The sequence below is a fragment of the Paracoccus seriniphilus genome (assembly GCF_028553745.1).
Lineage (GTDB): Bacteria > Pseudomonadota > Alphaproteobacteria > Rhodobacterales > Rhodobacteraceae > Paracoccus > Paracoccus seriniphilus.
Genome location: NZ_CP067130.1, coordinates 334,632 through 357,709, shown reverse-complemented (window position 1 = coordinate 357,709; position 23,078 = coordinate 334,632). Strand labels below are relative to the sequence as shown.

Annotated in this window: 19 protein-coding genes; 10 read left to right on the top strand and 9 right to left on the bottom strand. The window is 61.6% G+C overall.

What is annotated here, in order from left to right; translation table 11 throughout:
• Nucleotides 1-2: 2 nt before the first annotated feature.
• Together JHW44_RS15295 and JHW44_RS15290 are read left to right on the top strand one after the other, a co-directional pair.
• The gene (locus JHW44_RS15295) at nucleotides 3-1,445 is read left to right on the top strand and encodes a sulfatase family protein (RefSeq protein ID WP_089344231.1); all 1,443 of its coding nucleotides are present in this window, start codon (nucleotides 3-5) and stop codon (nucleotides 1,443-1,445) included.
• The gene (locus JHW44_RS15290) at nucleotides 1,442-2,836 is read left to right on the top strand and encodes an FAD-binding oxidoreductase (RefSeq protein ID WP_272850317.1); all 1,395 of its coding nucleotides are present in this window, start codon (nucleotides 1,442-1,444) and stop codon (nucleotides 2,834-2,836) included. The genes JHW44_RS15295 and JHW44_RS15290 overlap by 4 nt, the downstream gene beginning before the upstream one ends.
• 60 nt (nucleotides 2,837-2,896) lie before the next feature.
• Here JHW44_RS15290 and JHW44_RS15285 read toward each other — a convergent pair whose 3' ends face one another.
• A complete protein-coding gene (locus tag JHW44_RS15285) occupies nucleotides 2,897-3,793 on the bottom strand; it encodes a LysR substrate-binding domain-containing protein (RefSeq protein WP_089344230.1) in 897 nt (298 codons plus the stop codon).
• A gap of 134 nt (nucleotides 3,794-3,927) precedes the next feature.
• On the opposite strand from JHW44_RS15285, the gene JHW44_RS15280 reads away from it, so the two are divergent.
• From JHW44_RS15280 to acuI, 4 genes are all read left to right on the top strand, one after another.
• A complete protein-coding gene (locus JHW44_RS15280) occupies nucleotides 3,928-4,569 on the top strand; it encodes a glutathione S-transferase family protein (protein WP_089344229.1) in 642 nt (213 codons plus the stop codon).
• Between the two features lie 61 nt (nucleotides 4,570-4,630).
• Nucleotides 4,631-6,268, top strand: coding sequence for an FAD-binding oxidoreductase (locus JHW44_RS15275; RefSeq protein WP_089344228.1), 1,638 nt, complete (start codon nucleotides 4,631-4,633; stop codon nucleotides 6,266-6,268).
• A 77-nt stretch (nucleotides 6,269-6,345) separates the two neighbouring features.
• A complete protein-coding gene (locus tag JHW44_RS15270) occupies nucleotides 6,346-7,008 on the top strand; it encodes a TetR/AcrR family transcriptional regulator (protein WP_089344227.1) in 663 nt (220 codons plus the stop codon).
• Nucleotides 7,005-7,997 (top strand): acrylyl-CoA reductase (NADPH), encoded by a 993-nt coding sequence (acuI, locus tag JHW44_RS15265; protein WP_089344226.1) that lies wholly within the window; start codon nucleotides 7,005-7,007, stop codon nucleotides 7,995-7,997. The genes JHW44_RS15270 and acuI overlap by 4 nt, the downstream gene beginning before the upstream one ends.
• A gap of 197 nt (nucleotides 7,998-8,194) precedes the next feature.
• Here the strand turns inward: acuI and JHW44_RS15260 are convergent, their stop codons facing one another.
• The gene (locus JHW44_RS15260) at nucleotides 8,195-9,415 is read right to left on the bottom strand and encodes a multidrug effflux MFS transporter (RefSeq protein ID WP_089344225.1); all 1,221 of its coding nucleotides are present in this window, start codon (nucleotides 9,413-9,415) and stop codon (nucleotides 8,195-8,197) included.
• 106 nt (nucleotides 9,416-9,521) lie between these two features.
• Between JHW44_RS15260 and JHW44_RS15255 the strand changes: the two genes are divergently transcribed.
• Nucleotides 9,522-10,112: a TetR/AcrR family transcriptional regulator gene (locus JHW44_RS15255; protein WP_089344224.1), complete on the top strand. Its 591-nt coding sequence runs from the start codon at nucleotides 9,522-9,524 to the stop codon at nucleotides 10,110-10,112.
• A gap of 52 nt (nucleotides 10,113-10,164) precedes the next feature.
• On the opposite strand, the gene JHW44_RS15250 is transcribed toward JHW44_RS15255, so the two are convergent.
• Nucleotides 10,165-11,115, bottom strand: a complete 951-nt coding sequence (locus JHW44_RS15250) for a GlxA family transcriptional regulator (RefSeq protein WP_089344223.1) — start codon at nucleotides 11,113-11,115, stop codon at nucleotides 10,165-10,167.
• A 205-nt stretch (nucleotides 11,116-11,320) separates the two neighbouring features.
• On the opposite strand from JHW44_RS15250, the gene bcoG reads away from it, so the two are divergent.
• The 3 genes from bcoG to JHW44_RS15235 all read left to right on the top strand — a co-directional run bounded on the left by bcoG (nucleotide 11,321) and on the right by JHW44_RS15235 (nucleotide 16,040).
• Nucleotides 11,321-12,238, top strand: a complete 918-nt coding sequence (gene bcoG, locus JHW44_RS15245) for a 3-dehydrocarnitine:acetyl-CoA trimethylamine transferase BcoG (RefSeq protein WP_089344222.1) — start codon at nucleotides 11,321-11,323, stop codon at nucleotides 12,236-12,238.
• 79 nt (nucleotides 12,239-12,317) lie between these two features.
• On the top strand, nucleotides 12,318-13,760 hold the full coding sequence (locus JHW44_RS15240; protein WP_089344221.1) for a carnitine 3-dehydrogenase: 1,443 nt from the start codon (nucleotides 12,318-12,320) through the stop codon (nucleotides 13,758-13,760).
• A gap of 312 nt (nucleotides 13,761-14,072) precedes the next feature.
• Complete coding sequence (locus tag JHW44_RS15235) at nucleotides 14,073-16,040, top strand: calcium-binding protein (protein ID WP_089344220.1); 1,968 nt, start codon at nucleotides 14,073-14,075, stop codon at nucleotides 16,038-16,040.
• A gap of 190 nt (nucleotides 16,041-16,230) precedes the next feature.
• Here the strand turns inward: JHW44_RS15235 and JHW44_RS15230 are convergent, their stop codons facing one another.
• From JHW44_RS15230 to JHW44_RS15205, 6 genes are all read right to left on the bottom strand, one after another.
• Nucleotides 16,231-17,949, bottom strand: coding sequence for an ABC transporter substrate-binding protein (locus JHW44_RS15230; RefSeq protein WP_179217703.1), 1,719 nt, complete (start codon nucleotides 17,947-17,949; stop codon nucleotides 16,231-16,233).
• Nucleotides 17,950-18,020: 71 nt separating this feature from the next.
• Complete coding sequence (locus JHW44_RS15225) at nucleotides 18,021-18,296, bottom strand: DUF2160 domain-containing protein (RefSeq protein ID WP_089344219.1); 276 nt, start codon at nucleotides 18,294-18,296, stop codon at nucleotides 18,021-18,023.
• Between the two features lie 24 nt (nucleotides 18,297-18,320).
• Complete coding sequence (locus JHW44_RS15220) at nucleotides 18,321-19,169, bottom strand: carbohydrate ABC transporter permease (protein WP_089344413.1); 849 nt, start codon at nucleotides 19,167-19,169, stop codon at nucleotides 18,321-18,323.
• A 36-nt stretch (nucleotides 19,170-19,205) separates the two neighbouring features.
• Nucleotides 19,206-20,078 carry a carbohydrate ABC transporter permease gene (locus tag JHW44_RS15215; RefSeq protein WP_089344218.1) on the bottom strand — a complete coding sequence of 291 codons (873 nt, stop codon included), beginning with the start codon at nucleotides 20,076-20,078 and terminating at the stop codon, nucleotides 19,206-19,208.
• A complete protein-coding gene (locus tag JHW44_RS15210) occupies nucleotides 20,075-21,157 on the bottom strand; it encodes an ABC transporter ATP-binding protein (protein WP_089344412.1) in 1,083 nt (360 codons plus the stop codon). The genes JHW44_RS15215 and JHW44_RS15210 overlap by 4 nt, the downstream gene beginning before the upstream one ends.
• A 1-nt stretch (nucleotide 21,158) precedes the next feature.
• Nucleotides 21,159-22,235, bottom strand: coding sequence for an ABC transporter ATP-binding protein (locus tag JHW44_RS15205; protein ID WP_089344217.1), 1,077 nt, complete (start codon nucleotides 22,233-22,235; stop codon nucleotides 21,159-21,161).
• Nucleotides 22,236-23,078 lie beyond the last annotated feature (843 nt).

The window sequence follows — 23,078 nt, the reverse complement described above, 5'->3', positions numbered from 1 at the left end:
AAATGGCCAAATCGAAAAACCTTCTCGTCATCATGTCTGACGAGCATCAGGCCCGCGCCATGGGATGCGCCGGGCAAAGTTTCGTCAAGACACCCAATCTCGATCGCCTTGCGGCGCGGGGGGTGCGCTTTACGAATGCCTATACGCCTTCGCCCATCTGTGTTCCCGCGCGGGCGGCCTTTGCAACCGGGCGCTATGTGCATGACATCCGTTTGTGGGACAATGCGATGCCCTATATCGGCAATCCCCGGGGATGGGGCCATGCGCTGCAGGATCAGGGCACAAGGGTCGAATCCATCGGCAAGCTGCATTATCGCGATGCCGCCGATCCCGCCGGCTTTGATGTCGAACATATCCCGATGCAGGTCGTCGGCGGTCACGGCATGGTCTGGGGTTCATTGCGCCGCGAAGGCGAACGCGTCCAGAAGGACAGCCGGATGCTGGGGGAATATATCGGCCCCGGCGAAAGCAATTATACCCGCTATGACGCGGCCGTGACCGAGCGGACCGAACGCTGGCTGGCCGATGCCGCGGCCCGCCCGGATCAGCCGTGGTGTCTGTATGTCGGCCTTGTCGCGCCGCATTTCCCGCTGGTCGTCGCGCAGGAATTCCTCGACCTCTACCCCAGGGGCTGCCTGCCGCCACTGAAGCTTCATCCGCGCGACGGCTATGTCCAGCATCCCTGGGTCGCCCGACAGGCCGCGGCCCTGACCGGCGATGTCGCGATGAAGGACGAAGACGAACGGCAGATGGCGCGGGCGTGCTATTACGCGCTGTGCAGCTGGATGGACCACAATGTCGGCAGGATCGTCGCCGCGCTGGAGGCAAACGGCCTGGCCGAGGACACGACGATCATCTACACCTCGGATCATGGCGACAATGTGGGCGCCCGCGGTCTGTGGGGCAAATCCAATATGTACGAGGAATCGGCAGCGGTTCCGCTGATCGTGGCCGAACCGGGAGCCAGCGCCTCGACATGTGCCACGCCGGTCAGCCTGCTGGATGTGTCGGAAACCATCATCCAGCATTTCGGGGCCACGCTGGAAGGCGAACGCCCCGGTCGTTCGCTCTATGACATCGCCGCAGAGCCAGAAGACGAGGAACGGCTTGTGTTCAGCGAATATCATGCCGTTGGCGCGGTGTCGGGCTGCTTCATGCTGCGCAAGGGGCCATGGAAGCTGATCCATTACGAAGGGTTCCCGGCAGAACTGTTCAATCTGAAGGACGACCCCGAGGAAACGGTCAATCTGGCGCAGGATCCGGCCAGTGCCGGGGTTCTTGCAGCGCTCTACGAAGACCTCAACAGCATCTGCGACCCTGCCCGGACCAGCGATCAGGCATTCGCCGATCAGGACCGGCTGATTGCAAGCTATGGCGGGCGCGAAGCGGCCATGAATATCGGTGCCCCTGCTGCCACCCCTCCGCCCGAGATGATTGAAGCATGAAGGATGAAATCAAGATGACGTCTCATCAGCAGGCTGTCGATGCGTTGCGCGATCTGTTGGGCGATCGGCTTTCCACCGGCCCTTCCATTCTGGACCTGCATGGTCGCGATGCTGCCTATTCCACGCCAAGGGCACCCGACGCGGTGGCCTTTCCCGACAGCACCGAAGAAGTCTCGGAAATCGTGCGGATCTGTGCCCGTCACGGCTGTCCGGTCGTGCCATTCGGGATCGGTTCTTCGCTGGAAGGGCATGTCATCCCGGTGCAGGGTGGCATCAGCCTCGACATGAGCCGGATGAACAGGGTTCTGAAGGTGAACGAGCGCGATCTGGACGCCGTGGTGCAGCCCGGTGTGACGCGAACGCAGTTGAACCGGGAATTGCGCGCGACCGGGCTGATGTTCACCGTCGATCCGGGGGCTGATGCCACATTGGGAGGCATGGCCTCGACCCGCGCATCGGGAACCAACGCGGTGCGCTATGGCACGATGCGCGAGAATGTCCTGGCCCTGACCGTCGTGCTTCCCGACGGGCGGATCATCCGGACCGGCAGCCGGGCGCGCAAATCATCGGCGGGCTATGACCTGACGCATCTGTTCGTCGGCGCGGAAGGGACGCTTGGCATCATCACCGAACTGACGGTGCGCCTGTTCGGGGTGCCGGAACGGATTCATGCCGCGACCTGCGCCTTTGAAGACGTCGAGAGCGCCGTCGATACGGTGATCCTTGCAATCCAGAGCGGTTTGCCGATGGCGCGGATCGAGCTGCTGGACGATTTCCAGATGAAGGGCATGAACCTTCTCAGCCCCGAGTTGGACCTGCCCGAAAAACCGCATCTGTTTCTGGAGTTCCATGGAACCGAGGCAGGTGTCGGCGAACAGGTCGAAACCTTCAGGGATATTGCCGAAGCCCATGGCGTGTCCGATTTCCGAACCGCGACACGGACCGAGGATCGGAACCGGCTGTGGGAGGCGCGCCACAACGCCTATTTCGCTGCCAAGGCGCTGATGCCGGGTTGCTCGGCCGTGCTGACGGATTGCTGCGTGCCCATCTCGGCGCTGGCGGAATGTATCGCCCGCGCCAAGAGCGAAATCGCCTCTTCAGGATTGATCGCGCCGATCGTGGGCCATGTCGGGGATGGAAACTTTCACCTGTCGATCCTGATCGATCCTGAAAATCCCGATGATTTCGCCCGCGCCAAGGATCTTGCAACAAGGATCAATGCCGCCGCGCTGGATCTGGGCGGAACCGTCACCGGCGAACATGGCGTCGGAACCGGAAAGATGCGCTATATGCGCGCCGAACATGGCGAAGGCTGGGATCTGATGGCCCAGATCAAACGCGCCATCGATCCCGCCAACATCATGAACCCCGGCAAGATCGTCGAAGCTTGACAATGCCGTGCCCGGCTTGCGCCGCATTGCGAAAGCCGGGCGTGGCGAAGGCGAATGGATCTATTGGCGCAGCGCCGGAAGCTGACGGAGCCGCTCGACCGCGAAATCAAGCAGGACGCGCAGCTTGGCCGGTGCCCTTCGTCCCTGGGGGTGGACCAGATGAACCGGAAGGGGACCGGGTTCATCGCCTTCAAGCACCGGCTCAAGCCTGCCGTCACGCAGATCCTCGGCGACCTGATATGACAGCACGCGGCACAGTCCCCATCCCTGCCGCGCAATCTCGATCGAGGCGGCGACGCTGTTCACCGTCAGCCTTGGCTGAAAGCGGACCACGGTTTGCCGGTCGGGCCGAAATCGCCATTCATGCTGGGCGGTGCCGGTCACGACAAGACGATGGTCGCGGGCAAGGTCGGCGGGAACCTGCGGTCGCCCGAATCTGGCGAAATAACCCGGTGCGCCGCAGACCACCTGACGCACGGCCCCGACACGGATCGCCGACAACCCCGAAGAGGGCAATTCACCGATCCGCAGCGCCACATCATATCCTTCCTCGACCAGATTCACGGTCCGGTCGATCAGCAGCAATTCGGCGCTGACATCGGGGTAGGCGTCCAGAAACTCGGCAACCAGCGGTGCGATATAGATGCGACCGAACTCCTGCGGGCTGGTAATGCGCAGCTGGCCCCTTGGGGTTTCGGCCGCCCCGGATACCGCGTCCTCGGCGGCCTGAAGCTGGGCAAGGATATCGCGCAGCTCTTCCGCGAAGCCACGCCCGAGATCGGTCAGTCGAACGCGCCGCGTCGTCCGCGTGAACAGGCGCGAGCCAAGCGATCTTTCCAACTCGTTGACGGCGCGGGTGGCAGAAGGGGCGCTGAGCCCCAGTGCACGTGCCCCGGCGGTGAAACTCTCGGCCTCTGCCACGGCCATGAAGACCTTGAGTGCCTGCAATCGATCCATCTGGCCCTGTGATTGGTTCAATATCAGTAATAATGAAGTTCACATCTAGAGTATTATTATCTGATCTGACAGCTTTTATCCTGATGCCATGACGTCAGGCGTCGTGGGAACCGCACAATGAAGGGACGAATGTGATGACAGAGGCAAATGCGCGCGATGGCGCCCCGGTGAAGCTGTATCGACATCCGAAATCGGGGCATTGCCATCGGGTCGAGCTGATGCTTGCCCTGCTCGATGTTCCCTATGAGACCGTCGATCTGGACATGGCCAATGGCGCGCACAAGGCGCCGGAGTATCTGCGCATCAGTCCCCTTGGGCAGGTGCCCGCGATTGACGACAATGGGGTCATGCTGTGCGATTCCAATTCCATCGCGACCTATCTTGCGGACCGATATGGCGATCTGGGGGATTGGGCAGGTTACACCCCCATCGAGCGGGCCGAGGTGCAGCGCTGGCTGTCGATTGCGGCCGGCGAGATATTTCAGGGCCCCTGCTGCGCGCGGCTGGTCACGGTATTCGGCGCGCCGCTGGACCATGAAGCCGCCAAGGCCAAGGCCGACCAGTTGCTTGCCATGATGGAGGCGCATCTGGGCAGGCATGACTGGCTGGCGGCGGGGCGACCCACATTGGCCGATGTCGCGGGCTATAGCTATATCGCCCATGCCCCCGAGGGCGGTGTCGCGCTGGCGCCTTATCCCAATGTGCAGGCATGGCTGACCCGAATCGAAGCCTCGCCCCGCTTTGTCGCGATGGCCAGCTCTCCGGCGCTGGCCTGACCATGACCAGTCCCGGTGCACGATCAGATCGGGCACCGGGCAGATTCCGCCGGAGATTTCCATGAACCAGCCGATCAGCCCGTTTCATTCCGGCGAGATCGAGGCGCAATCCCGTGCCGGACGCGCCGAGCGCGCCGCGGAAACCGGACGCTTCATTCGCGATTTCATGCCACGGCAGCACAGGGACTTCTTTGCCTCGCTGCCGTTCCTTGTCGTGGCTGGCGTGGACAGCGGCGGTTTGCCCTGGGTGTCGATCCTTGAAGGCCGGGACAGTGTGGTCGGTGCGCATGATCCGCACAGCTTGACGCTGGCGGGCCACTTGGCGGCAGATGATCCGCTGCTGTCGGGATTCATGCCGGGGGCGTCGCTTGGCGTTCTGGGCATCGATCCGGCGACGCGGCGGCGCAACCGGGTCAACGGTCGCCTGCGTCAGGACGGCAATGCGCTGGTGCTGGATGTCCGGCAGAGCTTTGGCAATTGCGCCCAGCATATTCGACCACGGCATTGGCATCGCGTTGCGAAGTTCGCGGAACCGGCCAGGACCGCGCGCGTCTCGGATCGGCCGAGCGACGCCCAGAAACAATGGATCCGCTCTGCCGACACGTTTTTCATCGGATCGGGGCAGTCTTCGGGGCGCGAAGAGGGCAGCGATGGCCATGACGCCTCTCATCGGGGTGGAGAGCCGGGATTCGTCCATATCGACGCCGAGGGCAGGCTGTGCATTCCCGATTACGCGGGAAACGACTTCTTCAACACCATCGGCAATCTGCTGCGGGATCCCCGCGTCGGGCTGCTGTTCGTCGATTTTGACAGTGGCGGATTGCTGCAGCTGACGGGACGGGCCGAAATCATCTGGAATGGCAGGCAGAGCCATGATCCCAATGCGCGCCGCATGATCATTGTGACCATCGACCGCGTTGTGGAACGCCCGGCGGCACTGGCGCTGCGATGGCGCATGCCCGGGGCAGACGGCATGAAGTTGCGGGTTCTGGACAGGGTGCAGGAAAGCCGCGAGGTCACCTCGTTTCATCTGGCCCCCGTGGCGGCTGGTCCGCTTGCCGATTTCAGGCCCGGCCAGCATCTGCCGATCGCGCTGGAGATCCCCGGTCATCCGGGGCCGTTGCGCCGCAGCTATTCCCTTTCGGGGCCAGCGCAGGGCAAGCACTATCGCATCAGTGTCAAGCACAAGGGCAGGGGCATGGTTTCGGGATATCTGCACGATCACCTGCAGCCCGGAGATGTCATCACGGCCAGCAATCCCTCGGGTGATTTCCTCATGCCCGATGGTGATACGCCGCTGGTGCTGGTCAGCGCGGGTGTTGGCGTGACACCCGTTCTGGCCATGCTGCACGCTCATGTCGCAGGGGCGGACATGCGACCGCTCTGGTTCGTTCATGGCACGCAAAACAGGGGCACACATGCCTTCCGCGAAGAGATTGCCGATCTGATTGCCCGCGCGCCCCATGCGCAAAAATGCACCCATTATTCCCGGCCCGATCCCGAAGATCGGCGGCTGGCGCATCACGACCGCGAGGGCCGCGTGACCGCCCGCGATCTGGTCGCGCTGGGGGCGGGGGCATCGGCGCATTACATGATCTGCGGGCCAGTGCGTTTCACCGCCGATCTGATCGCGGGACTGACGCGACTTGGCGTGCCGGCCGGGCAGATCCACCACGAAAGCTTTGGCCCGGCGGGCTGACGGCCGCACGCAACAGATCCGGCCGCAGGGCAGAAGGAGTCATGGCGCTTTATTTTACATACCGGATGGTATATTAAATATCCATGAGCGATTCTTCCCCCATGCCCGCCGCGCCCCGCCCACGTGGTCGCCCGCGCCTTGCGCCGGACGCACAAGCCTCGCGCAGGGCGTTGTTGCGTGCCGGACTGGCCCAACTGACCGAACGTGGCTATGTGGCCGTGCGTCTGGAGGACATCGTCTCCGCCGCGGGTGTGACGAAGGGCGCATTCTATCACCATTTTCGCTCCAAGGCCGATTACGGGGCCGTGGTGATCGCGGAATATGACGCATTTTTTCGCGCGCGCATTGCCCAAAGCCTTGGGCGGGCCGATCTTTCGCCCCTTGCCCGCATCCGCGATTTCGCCCGGAACGCCGAGGCCGGAATGGCACGTTTCAGTTTTTCCCGTGGCTGCCTGATCGGCAATCTCGGGCAAGAGATGGCCTCGCTGCCCGAGGACTATCGCGACATGCTGATCGCGGTGCTTGAGGGCTGGCAGAGGATGACCGCCGATTGCCTGCGTGACGCCCAGAGCGTCGGTGAAATCGACGCCACGCATGACCCCGACAGCCTGGCCGCATTCTTCTGGACCGGCTGGGAAGGCGCTGTCCTGCGCGCCAAGCTTGAACGCAACCCCGCGCCGCTGCGGCAGTTCGCTGACAGCTTCCTGCGGCTTATTTCTTCAGAACGGAGTCCCTCATGACCCACGCGATTGTCATCGAAAAGACCGACGACACCCAATCCGCCGCATTGCGCGATATCGATCTGCCGCCCCTGGCCGAGGGCGAGGTGGCGGTAGACGTTGCCTATTCGACGCTGAACTACAAGGACGCACTGGCGTTGACCGGGGCGGCGCCGGTCGTGCGCAGCTTTCCGATGGTGCCGGGGATCGATCTGTCGGGCATCGTGCGCGAAAGCCTGCATCCCGATTACGCACCGGGCGACCGCGTGGTGCTGAATGGCTGGAGCGTGGGCGAGAAATACTGGGGCGGTCTGGCCGGTCGCGCGCATCTCAAGGGTGAATGGCTGGTGCCGCTGCCCGAAGGAATTTCGCTGCGTCAGGCAATGGCGATCGGCACGGCGGGCTATACGGCCATGCTTTGCGTCATGGCGCTCGAGGCCCATGGCGTGACCCCAGACAGCGGTGAAGTGGTCGTCACCGGTGCCTCGGGCGGGGTCGGCAGCGTCGCCATCGCGCTGCTGGCGGCCAGGGGCTATGATGTCGCCGCCGTGACCGGGCGCGAAAGCGAGACGGATTACCTGAAATCGCTTGGGGCCTCCTCGATCGTGGCGCGTGAGGAACTGACCGGAAAGCCGCGGGCGCTGAACAAGGAACGTTGGGCGGGTGCCGTCGATGTCGTCGGCAGCACGGTTCTGGCCAATCTGCTTTCGATGATGAAATATCGCGGCACGGTCGCGGCCTGCGGCTTGGCGGGCGGCATGGATCTTCCGGCGTCGGTCGCCCCCTTCATCCTGCGGGGCGTCACCCTGGCCGGCGTCGACAGCGTCATGTGCCCGCGCCCCGACCGGATCGAGGCCTGGCAGCGGCTGGCGCGCGAGCTGGACATGGACAAGCTGGAATCGATGGTGGTCGAACTTGCACTGGATGACGTGATCGCCACGGCCCCGAAGTTCCTTGAAGGGCAGGTGCGCGGCAGGATCGTCGTGCCTGTCGCCCCCGAACTGGGCTGACGCCTCTGGGCAATCGGGTGCAACATCACCCGCCACGGACAGACAGGGCAGCCATCCGAGGAGCGGCTGCCTGACAAGTTGCAGAACCGGTAAAGCCGAAGAGGGCCACGAAGCCCCCTTCGGCTTGCCTGTCTCATGCCGTCACCGCCCCTGTCCAGTCCCGGCCGGACGTGGGGAAATGTGACAGGGGCAGCCTTCTAGATGGCCGCGCTGCCCGATTGCGGCTGTTCGGCGCGCTGCCCAGAGACAAGGAACAGAACTGTCGCCAGACAGGCAGGCAGCAGAATGCCCAGGGACATGGGCAGTGCCGAACCCGTTGCGCCAATGGCGACGCAGGATGACACCAGAAAGGCGATGGCAAATTGCATGGCGCCAAGCAGTGCCGAGCCCATGCCTGCACCCGCATGGGCCTGTTCCATCGTGATCGACATGGCATTTGCCGAAAGCAGCCCGACCATGCCAATGGAAACCCAGAGCGGCAGGATGAAGATCCACAGCGACTGCGTTCCCGAGACCAGCGTCAGAAGCATGGCCGAGACAACGAAACAGGGCAATCCGACGCGGAGGATCTGCTCGGGGCCATGGTGACGCAACAGCAGACCGTTCACCTTGCCGAAAACGATCAGCGCAGCCGCAACGAGAGCAAAGATGAGGCCAAAGCCAAGCGCGCTCAGGCCGAAGATTCCCTGAAACACACCCGATGATCCGGTGATGAAGGCAAACATGCCCCCCTGCACGCAGCCCGCCACAAGGGCCATGGTGACAAAGCTGCGCTGAGTCAGCAACTCGATCGCCGTGCGCGTGCCGTTCAGGAAGGGCCGCGCCTTGCGTTTTGTGACATGCAGGGTCTCAGGCAGAACGATCAGCGACAGGACAAAGGCCACGGCGCTGATCATGGCCATGACGGCAAAGATCGAGCGCCATCCGAACATCTCGAGAAGCAGGCTTCCCAGCGTTGGCGACATGATCGGCCCGATCGTCAGCAACATCACCAGAACCGTCATGACCTGCGCCGCGCGCCGTCCGTCATACAGATCCTTGACGATGGCGCGCCCCACGACCATGCCCGCGCTGGCACCGATGGCCTGAACGAAGCGTAGCGCGTTGAACCACCGAATGTCGTTCATCAATGGCAGGGCCACCGAGGTGACGACGAAAAGCGCGGTTCCGACCAGAAGCGGCACCTTGCGCCCATGGCCGTCAGACAGCAGGCCAACCAGCAACTGTCCGACGCACAGTCCAAGAAAGAAGATCGAAAGAGAGAATTCAGCCGCTGTGTGGCTGGCGCCCATCGCATCGGCCAGATCACCAAGCGAGGCAAGATACATGTCGGTCGCCAGCGGTGGGAACAGGGACAGCAGGCCAAGAACCGCCGTGACGGCCGCCGCGCGTTTCGGAGAAAGGGTTATTCGGGACATCTGGGTTCCTGTCAGGATTAATGGACTTCAGTCTATTTGCAATTAATGGACGCATGTCTAATAATCAAGGCGCGTCATGCCCGGCGCTGCTGAACAGGAGATCTGCATGACTAGAGAGGTTGCAAGCGGGCGCCCGGTAAACGCCAAAGCCAGCGCCGCGCTGAAGGCGGCCGCGCTGCGGCTCATCCGTGAAAACGGCTATGACAAGGTCACCATTGCCGCCATTGCCAAAGAGGCCGGTGTGGCGCGTCAGACGCTTTACAACCGCTGGAACACCAAGGCCGAACTTGTCCTTGAGGCGGTGTTCGAGGAAACGCACAACTATGCCGCCGACCCCATGCTGGAAACGGCAGGGGATTGCCGGGCCTTGCTTGAGAATTTTCTGATCAAGGTCTTTCAGCATCTGAATGTCGATGGGGATATCCTGCGCGCACTCATCGCAGCCGCGCAGCAGGACCGCGCATTTCAAGACGCCTTTCTTGCCGATTTCGTTCAGCCCCGCGAAAGGATGATGACCGCCCTGCTGCATCATGCGCAAGAGCACGGAGAGCTTTCCCCCAACCGCGACCCCGAGGTGATTTCGGCCATGGTACACGGCGCTTTCTGGTATCGCCTGCTCAATCGGAAACCGCTGGATGCCGATTACGCAAGGGCCATCGTGTCGGAAATCCTGGATTGTCGCGCGCCGGTCAGATGACGGGGAAATTCGCCTCTGCCGGCCATGTCGGATTCCCGTTTCCCGTGTCGTCCTATGCTTTCCGTGAAGAAAGATGCCTGATCGGCACGCCGAATTCCTTGCGTATGGCGCGCGAGAGGGAAGGTGCCGAGGAAAACCCGCAACGCAGGGCGATCTGCTCCAGCGGCAGTCGTGTTTCCAGGGCCAGATGCCGGGCACGCTGCAAGCGCAGCATCTGGTAGTATTTGCCCGGGCTCATCATCAGTTCCTGCTGGAAAACGCGGTGCAAGGTCCGTTCCGAAATCAGGCTGCGCGATGCAATCTCGCCCGTCGACAGGGGGGATTCGATATTGGCTGACATCACGTCCAGCGCGGCCAGCAGCGCCCGCGGCGCATTGCCTTCCAGCCGGCTGGCCCCGCGACGCAGCGAAGCCTGGCGTTCCGCATCATAGAGGAACATCGTCGAAGCCTCGAAAGCGACGGCAGCGCCGAACAACTCCTTGATCAGGTCCAGCATGAGGTCAAGCGTGGTGCTGGCACCGCCACATGTGATGAAGGACCCCGCGCGGACATAGCGGCTGATCGAGACATCGACACGCGAAAACGTCTCTTCGAAATCATCCAGTTCTTGCCAGTGAATGGTCGCGCTTTGCCCGTCCAGCAGCCCGGCCGCAGCCAACAGCCAGGCGGCGGTATCGACAGCAATGATCTGCTGTGCGCCGCGCGCGGCCCTGCGCAGAGCCGTGATCAAGGCCGGGGTGGCCAGACTTCGGACATGATAGCCCGCGACCAGAAACAGCCGTCGTCCCGGTCGGTCGGGATCAAAGACGCCATCGGGCGAAATCTGCAAGCCGCTGGAACTTCGGACGGCCCTGCCGTCCATCGTGGACACCCTCCAGTCGACACTGCCTGAAATTCCGCGCAGCTTGACGTCGCGCAGCGGTTCCATGGCATTGGCCAGAACCATGTTCGAAAAGCCATCGAACAGCAGGAATTCAAAATCATGGGGCGGGTGTGGCGACATTCATTCAGTATATGGCAGAAATAGTTAAGATGCGACTGCTGAATCCCGGCTACAAGGAAATGGTATTCACTGGTGCGGATCTCGCTCATCCACGCAACCTGCCAGGGAACCAGACGGTTGTGACCGCTGGAGGCCCACCATGGCAGCTCTTGGCGTTGGCGCGCAGGCCATCCCGGATTTGACGGCTAACCACAGGAGTCAGGACATGCCCCTTACCATGAACCGCGAGGTCTTCATCACCGCTGCCATCACCGGATCGGGCGGCACCCAGGACAAGAGCCCGCATGTCCCGCGTTCGCCCCAGCAGATCGCCGACAGCGCGATCGATGCGGCCAAAGCCGGGGCAGCCGTCGTGCATTGCCATGTGCGCGACCCCGAGACCGGTGCGCCCTCGCGTCGCCTTGACCTGTATCGCGAAGTGACCGACCGCATTCGCGCGGCCGAGGTGGATGTGGTGCTGAACCTGACCGCGGGCATGGGCGGCGACATCGTCTTCGGCTCGACCGAGGCACCCTTTCCGGTGAACGCTGCCGCCACCGACATGATCGGGGCAAGCGAGCGGATGGCGCATATCGCCGAATGCCTGCCCGAAATCTGCACGCTGGACTGCGGCACCATGAATTTTGCCGAAGCCGATTACGTGATGACCAACACGCCCGGCATGCTGCGCGCCATGGGCCAGATGATGACCGATCTGGGCGTGAAGCCCGAGATCGAGGCCTTTGACACCGGCCATCTGTGGTTTGCCACACAGCTGGTCAAGGAAGGCATCCTGACCTCTCCGGCGCTGGTGCAACTGTGCATGGGGGTGCCATGGGGCGCGCCCAATGACCTCAATACCTTCATGGCGATGGTCAACAATATTCCTGCTGACTGGAACTGGTCGGCCTTCTCGCTGGGACGCGACCAGATGCCCTATGCCGCGGCCGCCGTTCTGGCAGGAGGCAACGTCCGGGTCGGTCTGGAAGACAACCTGTTCCTTGAAAAGGGCGTTCTGGCCACCAATGCGCAACTGGTCGAAAAGGCCGTCGGTGTCATCGAAGGCATGGGCGCAAAAATCATCGGCCCCGAAGCCGTGCGTGAAAAGCTGGGCCTGACCAAGCGCGCGCCGGTAGCAAAGTAACTGACCGGCAAAGGGCGGTCCCGGAAATCGGGCGGCCCTCTCGCCTGCAAGCGAACCAATCTCAGAGGGAAATGCAGAGATGACGACAGCAGCAATCATTGGCGGCGGGGTGATCGGGGGTGGCTGGGCCGCGCGGTTTCTGCTGAATGGCTGGGATGTTCGGGTGTTCGATCCCGACCCCCAGGCCGAACGCAAGATCGGCGAGGTTCTGGCCAATGCCCGCCGCGCGTTGCCCTCGCTCTATGACAAGGCGCTGCCACCGGAAGGCAAGCTGAGCTTTCACGCCGACATGGCCGAGGCCGTATCGGATGCGGTCTGGATTCAGGAAAGCGTGCCCGAGCGGCTGGATCTGAAGCACAAGATCCACAAGCTGATCCAGCAACATGCGCCCAGGGACGCGATACTTGGCTCTTCGACGTCGGGGTTCAAGCCCTCGGAATTGCAGGAAGGTGCCCTGAATCCCGGTCAGATCATTGTCGCGCATCCCTTCAACCCGGTCTATCTGCTGCCACTGGTCGAATTGGTTCCCTCGGCGGCGACGCCCGACGCGGTGACACAACGCGCCAGCGCCCTGCTGACCTCGGTCGGGATGAAGCCGCTGGTCGTGCGCAAGGAGATCGACGCCCATATCGCGGACCGGCTGCTGGAGGCGGTCTGGCGCGAAGGGCTGTGGCTGATCAAGGATGGGATCTGCACGACCGAGGAACTGGATGATGCGATCCGCTTTGGATTTGGCCTGCGGTGGGCGCAGATGGGCCTGTTCGAAACCTATCGCATTGCCGGCGGCGAAGCGGGAATGAAGCACTTCATGGCGCAATTCGGTCCGGCGCTGGAATGGCCCTGGACCAAGCTGATGGATGTGCCCGAATTCACCGATGAACTGGTGGATCTGATCGCCAGCCAGTCCGACGCACAGTCGGGCCATATGTCGATCCGCGATCTGGAACGTTTGCGCGACGACAACCTGGTCGGCATGATGCGGGCGCTGAAGAAATCCGGCAGCGGCGCAGGTGGCACCATCAACAGCCACGAGGCCATGCTGCCCGACCCGGAACCCGCGGATCTGCCCGTCACCGTCAGCCGCCGGATCCCGCAAAGCTGGACCGATTACAATGGCCACATGAACGAGGCGAAATATCTCGAGGCCGCGGCTCAGGCGACCGATCGCTTCATGGAGATGATCGGCTGCGACGCGGAATACATCGCATCGGGCGGCAGCTATTTCACCGTCGAAAGCCATGTCCGTTTCCTGAACGAGATGCATGAGGGCGATGCGCTGACCATCACCACCCAGGTGCTGAAGGGAGAGGGCAAGAAAATGCATCTCTTCCACCGGCTGCTTGGCTCCGATGGCAAGCTGGCCGCGACGGTCGAGACGCTGCTGCTGCATATGGACATGAAGGCCCGGGTCAGCGCGCTTCCCTCTGATGAGGTTGCCGCAAGGCTGACGGCCTATGCCACGGCGCATGCCGGCATGCCCTTGCCCGAAGGTGCCGGACGCCACGTCGGACAGAAGGTCTGACCAGCGGGCCAAGGCCCGGCAACGATCCGCGCGACCCTGCGCTGGTTTCACCCTCTTCCGGTGGCCGTCCTCTTGGACGGTCGCCGGGCTGCGCATGAGCGCGTTGGACCTCCAGGATCAAAACCCCCGGCTGCGCGACTGGCTGCCCGTGCCGTCGGGTTCGATGATCACCCCGGCACGGGGATGCACGAGCCTGTGGCCTTCGCGCAACAGATTGTCGGCAGATTGGGTGCTGGACCGTGAAAACTGGTCCTGTGGCCGCCTGTCTTGCAAGGTTGAACCCGGAATAAATTCTTCAGGGATTCACGCGGTATGGCCAATAATCTTCCAGTGGTCGGGATGGTGCTCGACGCCAGCAATTCGATCGACAACCTCATGGCGCGCATGTCCAGTGCTTATGACACCCTGGGGTTCTATTCTACCAGCCATCCGGACTGGAACTACCGCACCGAAGAGGGTGACACCAAGCTTGCTTGGCGAGAGGCCTGGGAGACCCTTGAGCGGTTTCGCAGCTTCAGAGCCGGTGAAGACATCGAACATGATGAATTGACACTCTACGGGCTTGGCACATCAGCCGAAGGTGCCGTGAACGAGACCAGCACCCTCAGCAATGTGGCAAGACTGGTTGCAACCGAAAGCAACGGTTTGAACTATTTCAAATGGGAGTTGCAGGAGGACGAAAGCAGTGTCGGATCGCTGGGACTTCGCAGATACGGTCCCTACAACAGCTATACCACCTCGCAGGATTGGCTATGGACGTCCGAGAATGGCGCATTCTTCGAGCCGACGGAAATGGATCTGTTGCCGCTTCTCGAGTCGGGCCTTGGCGATGAGGACTGGGCTTTCTCTGTCTATCTTCTGTCGGGCGACAAGACCGTAACGCTGGGTGATCAGGACGACACCATTCGCACCTTCTACCCAAGCCACTATCGCAGCAACAACGGCTATCACCCCGATGAGATCGACCGTTCTCCGACCGGCATGTACAAGGGTGGCTCCGTCATTGACGGCGGCAAGGGATTTGACCGGCTCGTCTATGACGACGGGGGCTATTACAACTCGGGCCTTTCAGTGCCGCGTTCCAATGCCCAGAAGTTTCTTCGCGACGATTTCGAGATTTCCGTCAAGGGCGACCCGGCCAATCACAAGATCACGGTGACCAACACCAGGCTCGGCTGGACCGATACGGTCATCGGCGTCGAGGAACTGGAGTTTGCCGTGGCCGGGACGAACACCGGTTCGGTCCGTGTCAATGTGACACCTGTGTTCACCAATGGTGCAGATGTGGTCGATTTCAACAAGCTTGATTTCGATGAACTTCTGGAACGCGTCGGCATCGGTTACCCGGTCGACCACGGGCGGGGCGGCAAGGATCATGTCAGGCTGCCGGATGACTATCACCTGGGGCTGGACGGGCTCTCGATGACCTCGGGGGAGACAAACAACTTCAATGCGGGCCAGGGCTCTGACACCGTGATTGGCAGCGCGCAACAGGATTTCGTGCGCGGCGGAAAGGGTGACGATTTCCTGTTCGGCCGCCGCGATGCCGACAAGCTGTTCGGCGAAGACGGAGATGACTGGGTCGAAGGGAACAAGGGCAGCGACTGGGTCAGCGGTGGCGCTGGAAATGACAGCCTGTATGGCGGCGCGGATGACGATTTCGTCGAAGGCGGCGCGGGCAAGGACCAGCTCGAGGGTGAGGATGGCAAGGACACGATCCATGGCGGCAGCGGCAACGACAGGCTGTATGGAGGCGATGGAAAGGACAAGCTCGAAGGCGGCACGGGCGCTGACCTGCTCAAGGGCGACGACGGGAATGATGCGCTTCGGGGGGGCAGCGGCAGCGACAGGCTGTATGGCGCCTCGGGCCATGACCGCCTGGAGGGTGGCCGTGGCGATGACGAGCTGTTTGGCGGAACCGGCAAGGACACGCTGGACGGCGGCATTGGCGAGGACATGCTGAAAGGGGCCGCCGGGGCCGATACATTCGCCTTTGCCACGACCGGGCAGGCCGATGGCGATGTCATCATCGATTTCGAGCATGCCGATGGCGATCGGATCAATCTCAGGAAAATCGACGCCAACACCGGGCTTGGCGGCGATCAGGCTTTCAATCTGATAGATTCGGCAGGCTTCTCGGAGACCGCGCAGGAATTGCGCAGCTGGATCAAGAAGGGAAATACCTACATCGCCGGCGATACCGACGGTGACGGGGTCGCGGACTTCAGGATCATGCTGGAAGGGAAGCATGATCTTGTGGATGCGGATTTTCTTTTCTAGCGCGGTCATGAAATCATGGGCACGCAGCCATGTTCGCTGCCCCCGATGAGTTGCTGTCCTTGATCGGACAGGGCAGGGCCGCCGATCCCGTCCCGTTTGGCCGCCGGAATGGGGTTCTTGCCTTGAACGTCCCGCCAGACGCAAAAGGCCGGGGCGGATTTCTGCGCCCCGGCCTGTGTTTGAATGCTGATCAGTTCCAGGACGCGACGAGTTCGTCGTAACCGATGGTCATCGGCTCTTCATCCTCGTTTTCCAGCCTGGGCTTGGGAGCGCCCGGCTGTTCGTCCAGCCAATAGGATGCCTCCTGCGGCTCGTTCATGACCGGACCCAGATCTCCCTGGATGCCGGAACGTTCGATCCGCTCCATCACGCTTTCCATGTCGGCACACAGCTGGTCCAGCGCTTCCTGCGAGGACTTTGCCCCGGACATCGCATCGCCGATGTTCTGCCACCACAGCTGTGCCAGCTTGGGATAGTCAGGCACATTGGTGCCGGTGGGCGACCAGCGCACGCGGTCGGGCGAGCGATAGAATTCCACCAGACCGCCCAGCTTGTCGGCCCGCTGGGTGAAATGATCCGAGTTGATGGTGGATTCGCGAACAAAGGTCAGCCCGACATCGGATTTCTTCACATCGACCGTCTTCGAGGTGACGAATTGCGCGTAAAGCCATGCCGCCTGCGCGCGGTCTACCGGGGTGGATTTCATCAGCGTCCAGGACCCGACGTCCTGATAGCCGACCTTCATGCCATCCTCCCAGTAAACGCCGTGCGGGCTGGGTGCCAGACGCCATTTGGGCGTGCCGTCTTCGTTCATGACGGCATCGGATGCGACCAGCGGGGCCACGAAGGTCGTATACATGAACATCTGCTGGGCGATATTGCCCTGCGCGGGAACCGGACCGGCTTCCGAGAAGGTCATGCCGGCAGCAGCGGGCGGAGAGTATTCCTGCAGCCATTTGATCGCCTTGTCCACGGCATAGACCGCAGCAGGAGAGTTGGTCGCACCGCCACGTTCGACGCAGGCACCGACGGGCTGCGAATTCTCGTTGACGCGGATACCCCATTCATCGACCGGCAGGCCGTTGGGCTCACCCTTGTCGCCCATGCCGGCCATGGACATCCAGGCATCGGTATAGCGCCAGCCCAGGCTGGGGTCTTTCTTGCCATAGTCCATGTTGCCATAGACATCATCTTCAATGCCCATATGCGACAGATCGCGGCCGGTGAAAAACTCGGCGATATCCTCATAGGCGGACCAGTTCACCGGAACGCCCAGATCGTAGCCGTATTTTTCCTTGAAATCGGCCTTGTTCTTCTCGTCGTTGAACCAGTCATAGCGGAACCAGTAAAGGTTCGCGAACTGCTGATCGGGCAGCTGATACAGCTTGCCATCGGGTGCCGTCGTGAAGTCCAGTCCGATGAAATCGTCAAGGTCCAGCGTCGGAGAGGTGACATCCGCGCCCTCGTTGGCCATCCAGTCGGTCAGGTTGCGGACCTGCTGATAGCGCCAATGGGTGCCGATCAGGTCCGAGTCATTGACATAGGCATCATAGATATTCTCGCCCGACTGCATCTGCGTCTGCAGCTTCTCGACGACATCGCCTTCACCGATCAGGTCATGGTTGACCTTGATGCCCGTGATCGCGGTGAACGCCGGGGCCAGAACCTGGGCTTCATATTCATGCGTCGTGATCGTTTCCGAGACGACGTTGATTTCCATGCCCTGGAATGGCTGGGCGGCGTCAATGAACCACTGCATCTCGGCTTCCTGTTCCTCGCGGGACAGGGTGGAAATATCTCCGATCTCGGCGTCCAGGAATGATCTGGCGGCCTCCATATCGGCCCAGGCCGGCTGGGTCAGGGCAAGTGCCAGCCCCAGCGCGGTGGAAGATTTCAGAAGAACGTTCATTATAGTTTTCCTCCCTTTCGGTTGAACGTTGGCGGTCCGGCGCGGTGACCTGCGCCGGGGATTGCCATCATCTAGACCCAGCGGAAGACCGCAGCGGCATAGACCAGGCAAAGGATCAGCGCATAGGGCTGCGGGCCAGGACCCGCGGCCAGCCACAGCAGATTGATGAAGGCAGAGCCCAGCAGCGTGATGAACAGGCGATCCCCACGCGTGGTCTCGATCCTCAGGATCCCCTTGCGCGGCACCTCGGGGAACTTGATCGCCAGCGCGGTAAAGGTGATCAGAAGCACCGCAATGATCAGGAAAAACACCGCTGTCGGCCATGTCCATGCCATCCAGTCAAGCATTGCAAGCTCCTTTCAGTCCCGCCATCACACCCGTCCCAGGGCAAAGCCCTTGGCGATGTAGTTGCGCACGAAATAGATGACCAAGGCCCCCGGCAGGATCGTCAGGACACCCGCCGCGGCCAGCACGCCCCAGTCGACGCCGGCGGCTCCGACTGTGCGGGTCATGGTGGCGGCAATCGGTTTGGCATCCACCGAGGTCAGCGTTCGGCTGAGCAACAGTTCGACCCATGAGAACATGAAGCAGAAGAACGCCGCGACGCCGATGCCGCTGGCGATCAGCGGAGTGAATATCTTGATGAAGAAGGCCGGAAAGGAATAGCCGTCGATATAGGCTGTCTCGTCGATTTCCCTGGGCACACCGCGCATGAATCCTTCGAGAATCCAGACGGCCAGGGGGACGTTGAACAGGCAATGGGCCAGGGCGACGGCGACATGGGTATCAAAGAGACCGATCGAGGAATACAGCTGGAAGAAGGGCAGGGCAAAGACGGCGGGCGGGGCCATGCGATTGGTCAGCAGCCAGAAGAACAGATGCTTGTCGCCCATGAAGCTGTAGCGGCTGAAGGCATAGGCGGCCGGCAAGGCCACGGCAAGGCTGATGACCGTGTTCATCACCACGTAGATCAGCGAATTGACATATCCCATATACCAGCTTGGGTCGGTCAGGATCGTCTGGTAATTCGCAAAGGTCAGATTGCGCGGCCAGAGGCTGAAGGTTCCGAGAATCTCGGAATTGGTCTTCAGGCTCATGTTCAACAGCCAATAGATCGGCAGCATCAGAAACAGCAGATAAAGCGCCATCACCACGGCCCGTCCCGAGAGCCGCCGCCTGCGCTGCTGCCTGGGTGGGGTTTCGCCTGCGATCTCTTGCATCTTCCGGGCGGCTTTCGGCATTGCGGTATCGGTCATCTACTTGCCATCCCGGTTATCAAGGGTCGTCATGACCGTGTAGAACACCCAGCTGATCGCCATGATCACAAGGAAATACATCAGGCTGAATGCTGCAGCCGGGCCAAGGTCGAACTGACCCAGCGCCATCTTCACAAGGTCGATCGACAGGAAGGTCGTCGCATTTCCGGGGCCTCCACCGGTCACGACGAAAGGTTCGGTGTAGATCATGAAACTGTCCATGAAGCGCAACAGGATCGCGATCATCAACACGCCGGCCATCTTGGGCAGTTCGATGTAGCGAAACACCGACCAGCGGCTGGCCTGATCGATCTTGGCGGCCTGATAATAGGCGTCAGGGATTGACCGCAAACCGGCATAGGCCAGCAGCGCGATCAACGAGGTCCAGTGCCAGACGTCCATGACGATGACCGTGATCCATGCGTCAAGGCTGTTCTGGGTGTAATTGTAGTCGATGCCCAGCCGATCCAGCGCATAGCCCAGCAGGCCGATGTCGACGCGGCCAAAGATCTGCCAGATCGTGCCGACGACGTTCCACGGGATCAGCAGGGGCAGGGACATGACGACCAGGCAGAACGAGGCCCAGAAGCCTCTTTTCGGCATGTTCAGGGCAACGAAGATGCCCAGTGGCACCTCGATCGCCAGAATGATCGCCGAGAACATCAGCTGCCGTCCCAGCGCGTTCCACATGCGGTCGGAATGCAGCATGTCATCGAACCAGTCGAGGCCCGCCCAGAAGAACTGGTTGTTTCCGAAGGTATCCTGAACCGAATAGTTCACCACGGTCATCAGCGGGATGACGGCCGAGAAGGCGACCAGCAAGAGCACCGGCAGGACCAGAAACCACGCCTTTTGATTGACGGTCTTGTTCATGCTGTGCCCTCCTGCGGTGAGATGCGCCAGTCATCGGCATAGACGTTGATCCGTCCCGGCGCGAAGGTGATCCGGTTGCTGTCAGCCGATATGTTCTCGCCCTCGGCCGCGAGGGCGTTGATCTCGCGTCCGGCGACGTCAAGGCGCAGGATCTTGTGGCGGCCCACGTCCTCGATCCGGCGGATCCGGGCGGGAATGCCCTCGTCACCAGTGGAAAGGCGGACGAATTCGGGGCGCACCCCGATCTGCATCTTGCCCGCCGCCGTGTAGAAACCGTCCAGCGGCACGATGGCATCGCATACGCGGGCGGTGTTGCCCTCGATCTCTGCGTCGAAGAGATTCATGCCGGGCGAGCCGATGAAATAGCCGACAAAGGTATGCGCGGGGCGCTCGAACAGTTCTTGCGGCGTGCCGATCTGCACCACGCGGCCGTCATGCATGACGACAACCTTGTCGGCAAAGGTCAGCGCCTCGGTCTGGTCGTGAGTCACATAGATCATCGTGTGGCCGAAATCCTGATGCAGCTTTTTCAGCTGGGTGCGCAGCTCCCACTTCATGTGGGGATCGATCACCGTCAGCGGCTCGTCAAACAGCAGGGCGTTCACATCCTCGCGGACCATGCCGCGCCCAAGGGAGATCTTTTGCTTGGCGTCGGCGGTCAGCCCCCGGGCCTTGTGGCTCAGCTGTGCCTCCATGCCGATCATGGCGGCGATCTTCTGGACGCGGCGCTGGATCTCGGCGGGCTCCATGCGGCGATTTTTCAGCGGAAAGGCAAGGTTTTCATAGACCGTCATGGTGTCGTAGACGACGGGAAACTGAAAGACTTGCGCAATATTGCGATCGGCAGTGGGGGCGGTGGTCACATCCTTTCCGTCGAATAGCACCCGGCCCTGCGACGGGATCAACAGACCCGAGATGATGTTCAACAGCGTGGATTTGCCGCAACCCGAGGCGCCAAGCAGGGCATAGGCTTCGCCGTCAACCCATTCATGGTTCAGCTCTTTCAGGGCAAAATCGGATTCCGACCGCGGATCGGGCAGATAGGAATGCGCCAGATTGTCGAGGGTGATACTGGCCATGTCACGCAGCCTCCGCATAGGGGGCAGTGGCCACAAGGCTGCCATCCTGCGCAAAAAGGTAAACCCGTGACGGATCAAGATAGACCCTGAGCGCCTGTCCCGGCTTGAGGTCGCGCACGCCGGGGATCAGCCCGACCCAGCGCGCATCGCCATGACCCAGATGAACAAAGGTTTCCGATCCGGTGATCTCGACCACGCCAAGCGTGGTCTCGAAGCCGATCGCGCCGGGGCTGGGTTCCAGCGTCAGGTGATTGGGCCGAAAGCCAAGGGTATATTGGCCGTCGGGGGCCTGGACCACCGAAGGAATACGCTCTCCCTGACCGAAATGCATGACGTCTCCGCGCTTTTCCACCACGAGGAAGTTCATCGGCGGATCCGAGAAGACCCGCGCCGTGGTGGCATCTGCCGGCTTGCGATAGACCTCGGCAGTGGGGCCGAACTGGGTGACGCGGCCTTCCCAAAGGGTGGCGCAATTTCCGCCCAGAAGCAGGGCCTCTTCCGGTTCTGTCGTGGCATAGACGAAAATCGCCCCGGATTCCGCGAAGATACGGGGGATTTCCGCGCGCAGTTCTTCGCGCAGCTTGTAGTCAAGATTTGCCAAGGGCTCGTCCAGCAGGACAAGACCCGCGTTCTTGACCAGCGCCCGGGCAAGGGCACAGCGCTGCTGCTGGCCCCCGGAAAGCTCCAGCGGCTTGCGCTGCAGCATCGGCGTCAACTGCATGAGCTCGGCCGTCTTGCGCACGCGGCGATCGATCTCGGCCCTGTCCAGCCCCATCAGCTTCATCGGGGATGCGATATTCTCGTAAACCGTCATTGCCGGGTAGTTGATGAACTGCTGGTAGACCATTGCGATCTTGCGGTCCTGCACCCGCTGGCCGGTCACATCCTCGCCGTTCCAGAAGATGCGGCCCCTTGTCGGCGTATCAAGGCCCGCCATCAGGCGCATCAGCGTGGTCTTGCCCGAAGATGTCGGCCCCAGCAGCACGTTCATCGTGCCTTTCTTCAGGGTCAAGGTCGTCGGGTGGATGAATGTCTGCGCCCCCACGACATGGCTGACGTCTCTGAGCTCAAGGGTCATGCGATGTCCTTTCTTCCAATGCACCTTGCGGCCAGCCGTGCGTCAAGATTTCGGCCCGGACCGACAACGGCCCCCGCATCCCCCGGACCCGGTCGCGCATTCGGGCCAGGCCCCTTGCCGGGTTCGTCATGCCATGGCCGGTCTGCCGGCATACGCGTTGATCCAGGACAGTGGTGACTGCGGGGGTGATCACGGCGCTGCCTGTGGCGGGAAAACCGGCTTGCGGCAAAAAAGAATCCGATGACGGGCCGGACAATCGCGGCCTGGATGGCGGACAGGCCGGGCCCGACCGCATCCCATGCGACAGCGAAGCCATTCCTGCCTCCGCCATAAACCGAAAGGCTGGAGACGTCCGAGCGTTCACTCACGTTGGATCCTCCCAAATCCTCCTGTTACCTACCTTTCCAAAGTTGGTTTAAAAAGAAAAGCTGTATTTTCGTTTTTATTCGTTTTTGGAAAATCTGTTGATTTCCGCGTCTGCCTGGTGCGCAGAACCATGCCCCTTGCGCCTGTCGAAACAGTATCTTCTGCCATGAAAGCCGCGCACATTTTCGAACATGGCAGCGAAATATGGCCGCGGCGCATGATTTCCGGCCTCCAGATCCGGTGAGTCCGTATTCAAGGGCAAAGCTTGCCCTCAGGGCCACCGGGAATCCACGCGCTTTACCCAGGAAATGCAGGGCAAAAAGGACGTTTGGAACCGGCTGGGCATGACAATGCCGCGCAACCAGAGAGAATGAGCGCATCGCTTATCGGTCGTACATCATGCGTCACATGCGGATTTGCCGCAATCCGCAATCGATCAATCTGTTCAAAGCAAAAGGTTTATCCGAATCACCTGTT

Coding starts and splice junctions, on each gene's coding strand:
- JHW44_RS15285 (WP_089344230.1), bottom strand. CDS start 3,793: ATGGATCGATTGCAGGCACTCAAGGTCTTCATGGCCGTGGCAGAGGCC.
- bcoG (WP_089344222.1), top strand. CDS start 11,321: ATGCCCCTTACCATGAACCGCGAGGTCTTCATCACCGCTGCCATCACC.
- JHW44_RS15240 (WP_089344221.1), top strand. CDS start 12,318: ATGACGACAGCAGCAATCATTGGCGGCGGGGTGATCGGGGGTGGCTGG.
- JHW44_RS15250 (WP_089344223.1), bottom strand. CDS start 11,115: ATGTCGCCACACCCGCCCCATGATTTTGAATTCCTGCTGTTCGATGGC.
- JHW44_RS15210 (WP_089344412.1), bottom strand. CDS start 21,157: ATGGCCAGTATCACCCTCGACAATCTGGCGCATTCCTATCTGCCCGAT.
- JHW44_RS15215 (WP_089344218.1), bottom strand. CDS start 20,078: ATGAACAAGACCGTCAATCAAAAGGCGTGGTTTCTGGTCCTGCCGGTG.
- JHW44_RS15260 (WP_089344225.1), bottom strand. CDS start 9,415: ATGTCCCGAATAACCCTTTCTCCGAAACGCGCGGCGGCCGTCACGGCG.
- JHW44_RS15280 (WP_089344229.1), top strand. CDS start 3,928: ATGACAGAGGCAAATGCGCGCGATGGCGCCCCGGTGAAGCTGTATCGA.
- JHW44_RS15235 (WP_089344220.1), top strand. CDS start 14,073: ATGGCCAATAATCTTCCAGTGGTCGGGATGGTGCTCGACGCCAGCAAT.
- JHW44_RS15295 (WP_089344231.1), top strand. CDS start 3: ATGGCCAAATCGAAAAACCTTCTCGTCATCATGTCTGACGAGCATCAG.
- JHW44_RS15205 (WP_089344217.1), bottom strand. CDS start 22,235: ATGACCCTTGAGCTCAGAGACGTCAGCCATGTCGTGGGGGCGCAGACA.
- JHW44_RS15230 (WP_179217703.1), bottom strand. CDS start 17,949: ATGAACGTTCTTCTGAAATCTTCCACCGCGCTGGGGCTGGCACTTGCC.
- acuI (WP_089344226.1), top strand. CDS start 7,005: ATGACCCACGCGATTGTCATCGAAAAGACCGACGACACCCAATCCGCC.
- JHW44_RS15225 (WP_089344219.1), bottom strand. CDS start 18,296: ATGCTTGACTGGATGGCATGGACATGGCCGACAGCGGTGTTTTTCCTG.
- JHW44_RS15290 (WP_272850317.1), top strand. CDS start 1,442: ATGAAGGATGAAATCAAGATGACGTCTCATCAGCAGGCTGTCGATGCG.
- JHW44_RS15220 (WP_089344413.1), bottom strand. CDS start 19,169: ATGCAAGAGATCGCAGGCGAAACCCCACCCAGGCAGCAGCGCAGGCGG.
- JHW44_RS15275 (WP_089344228.1), top strand. CDS start 4,631: ATGAACCAGCCGATCAGCCCGTTTCATTCCGGCGAGATCGAGGCGCAA.
- JHW44_RS15255 (WP_089344224.1), top strand. CDS start 9,522: ATGACTAGAGAGGTTGCAAGCGGGCGCCCGGTAAACGCCAAAGCCAGC.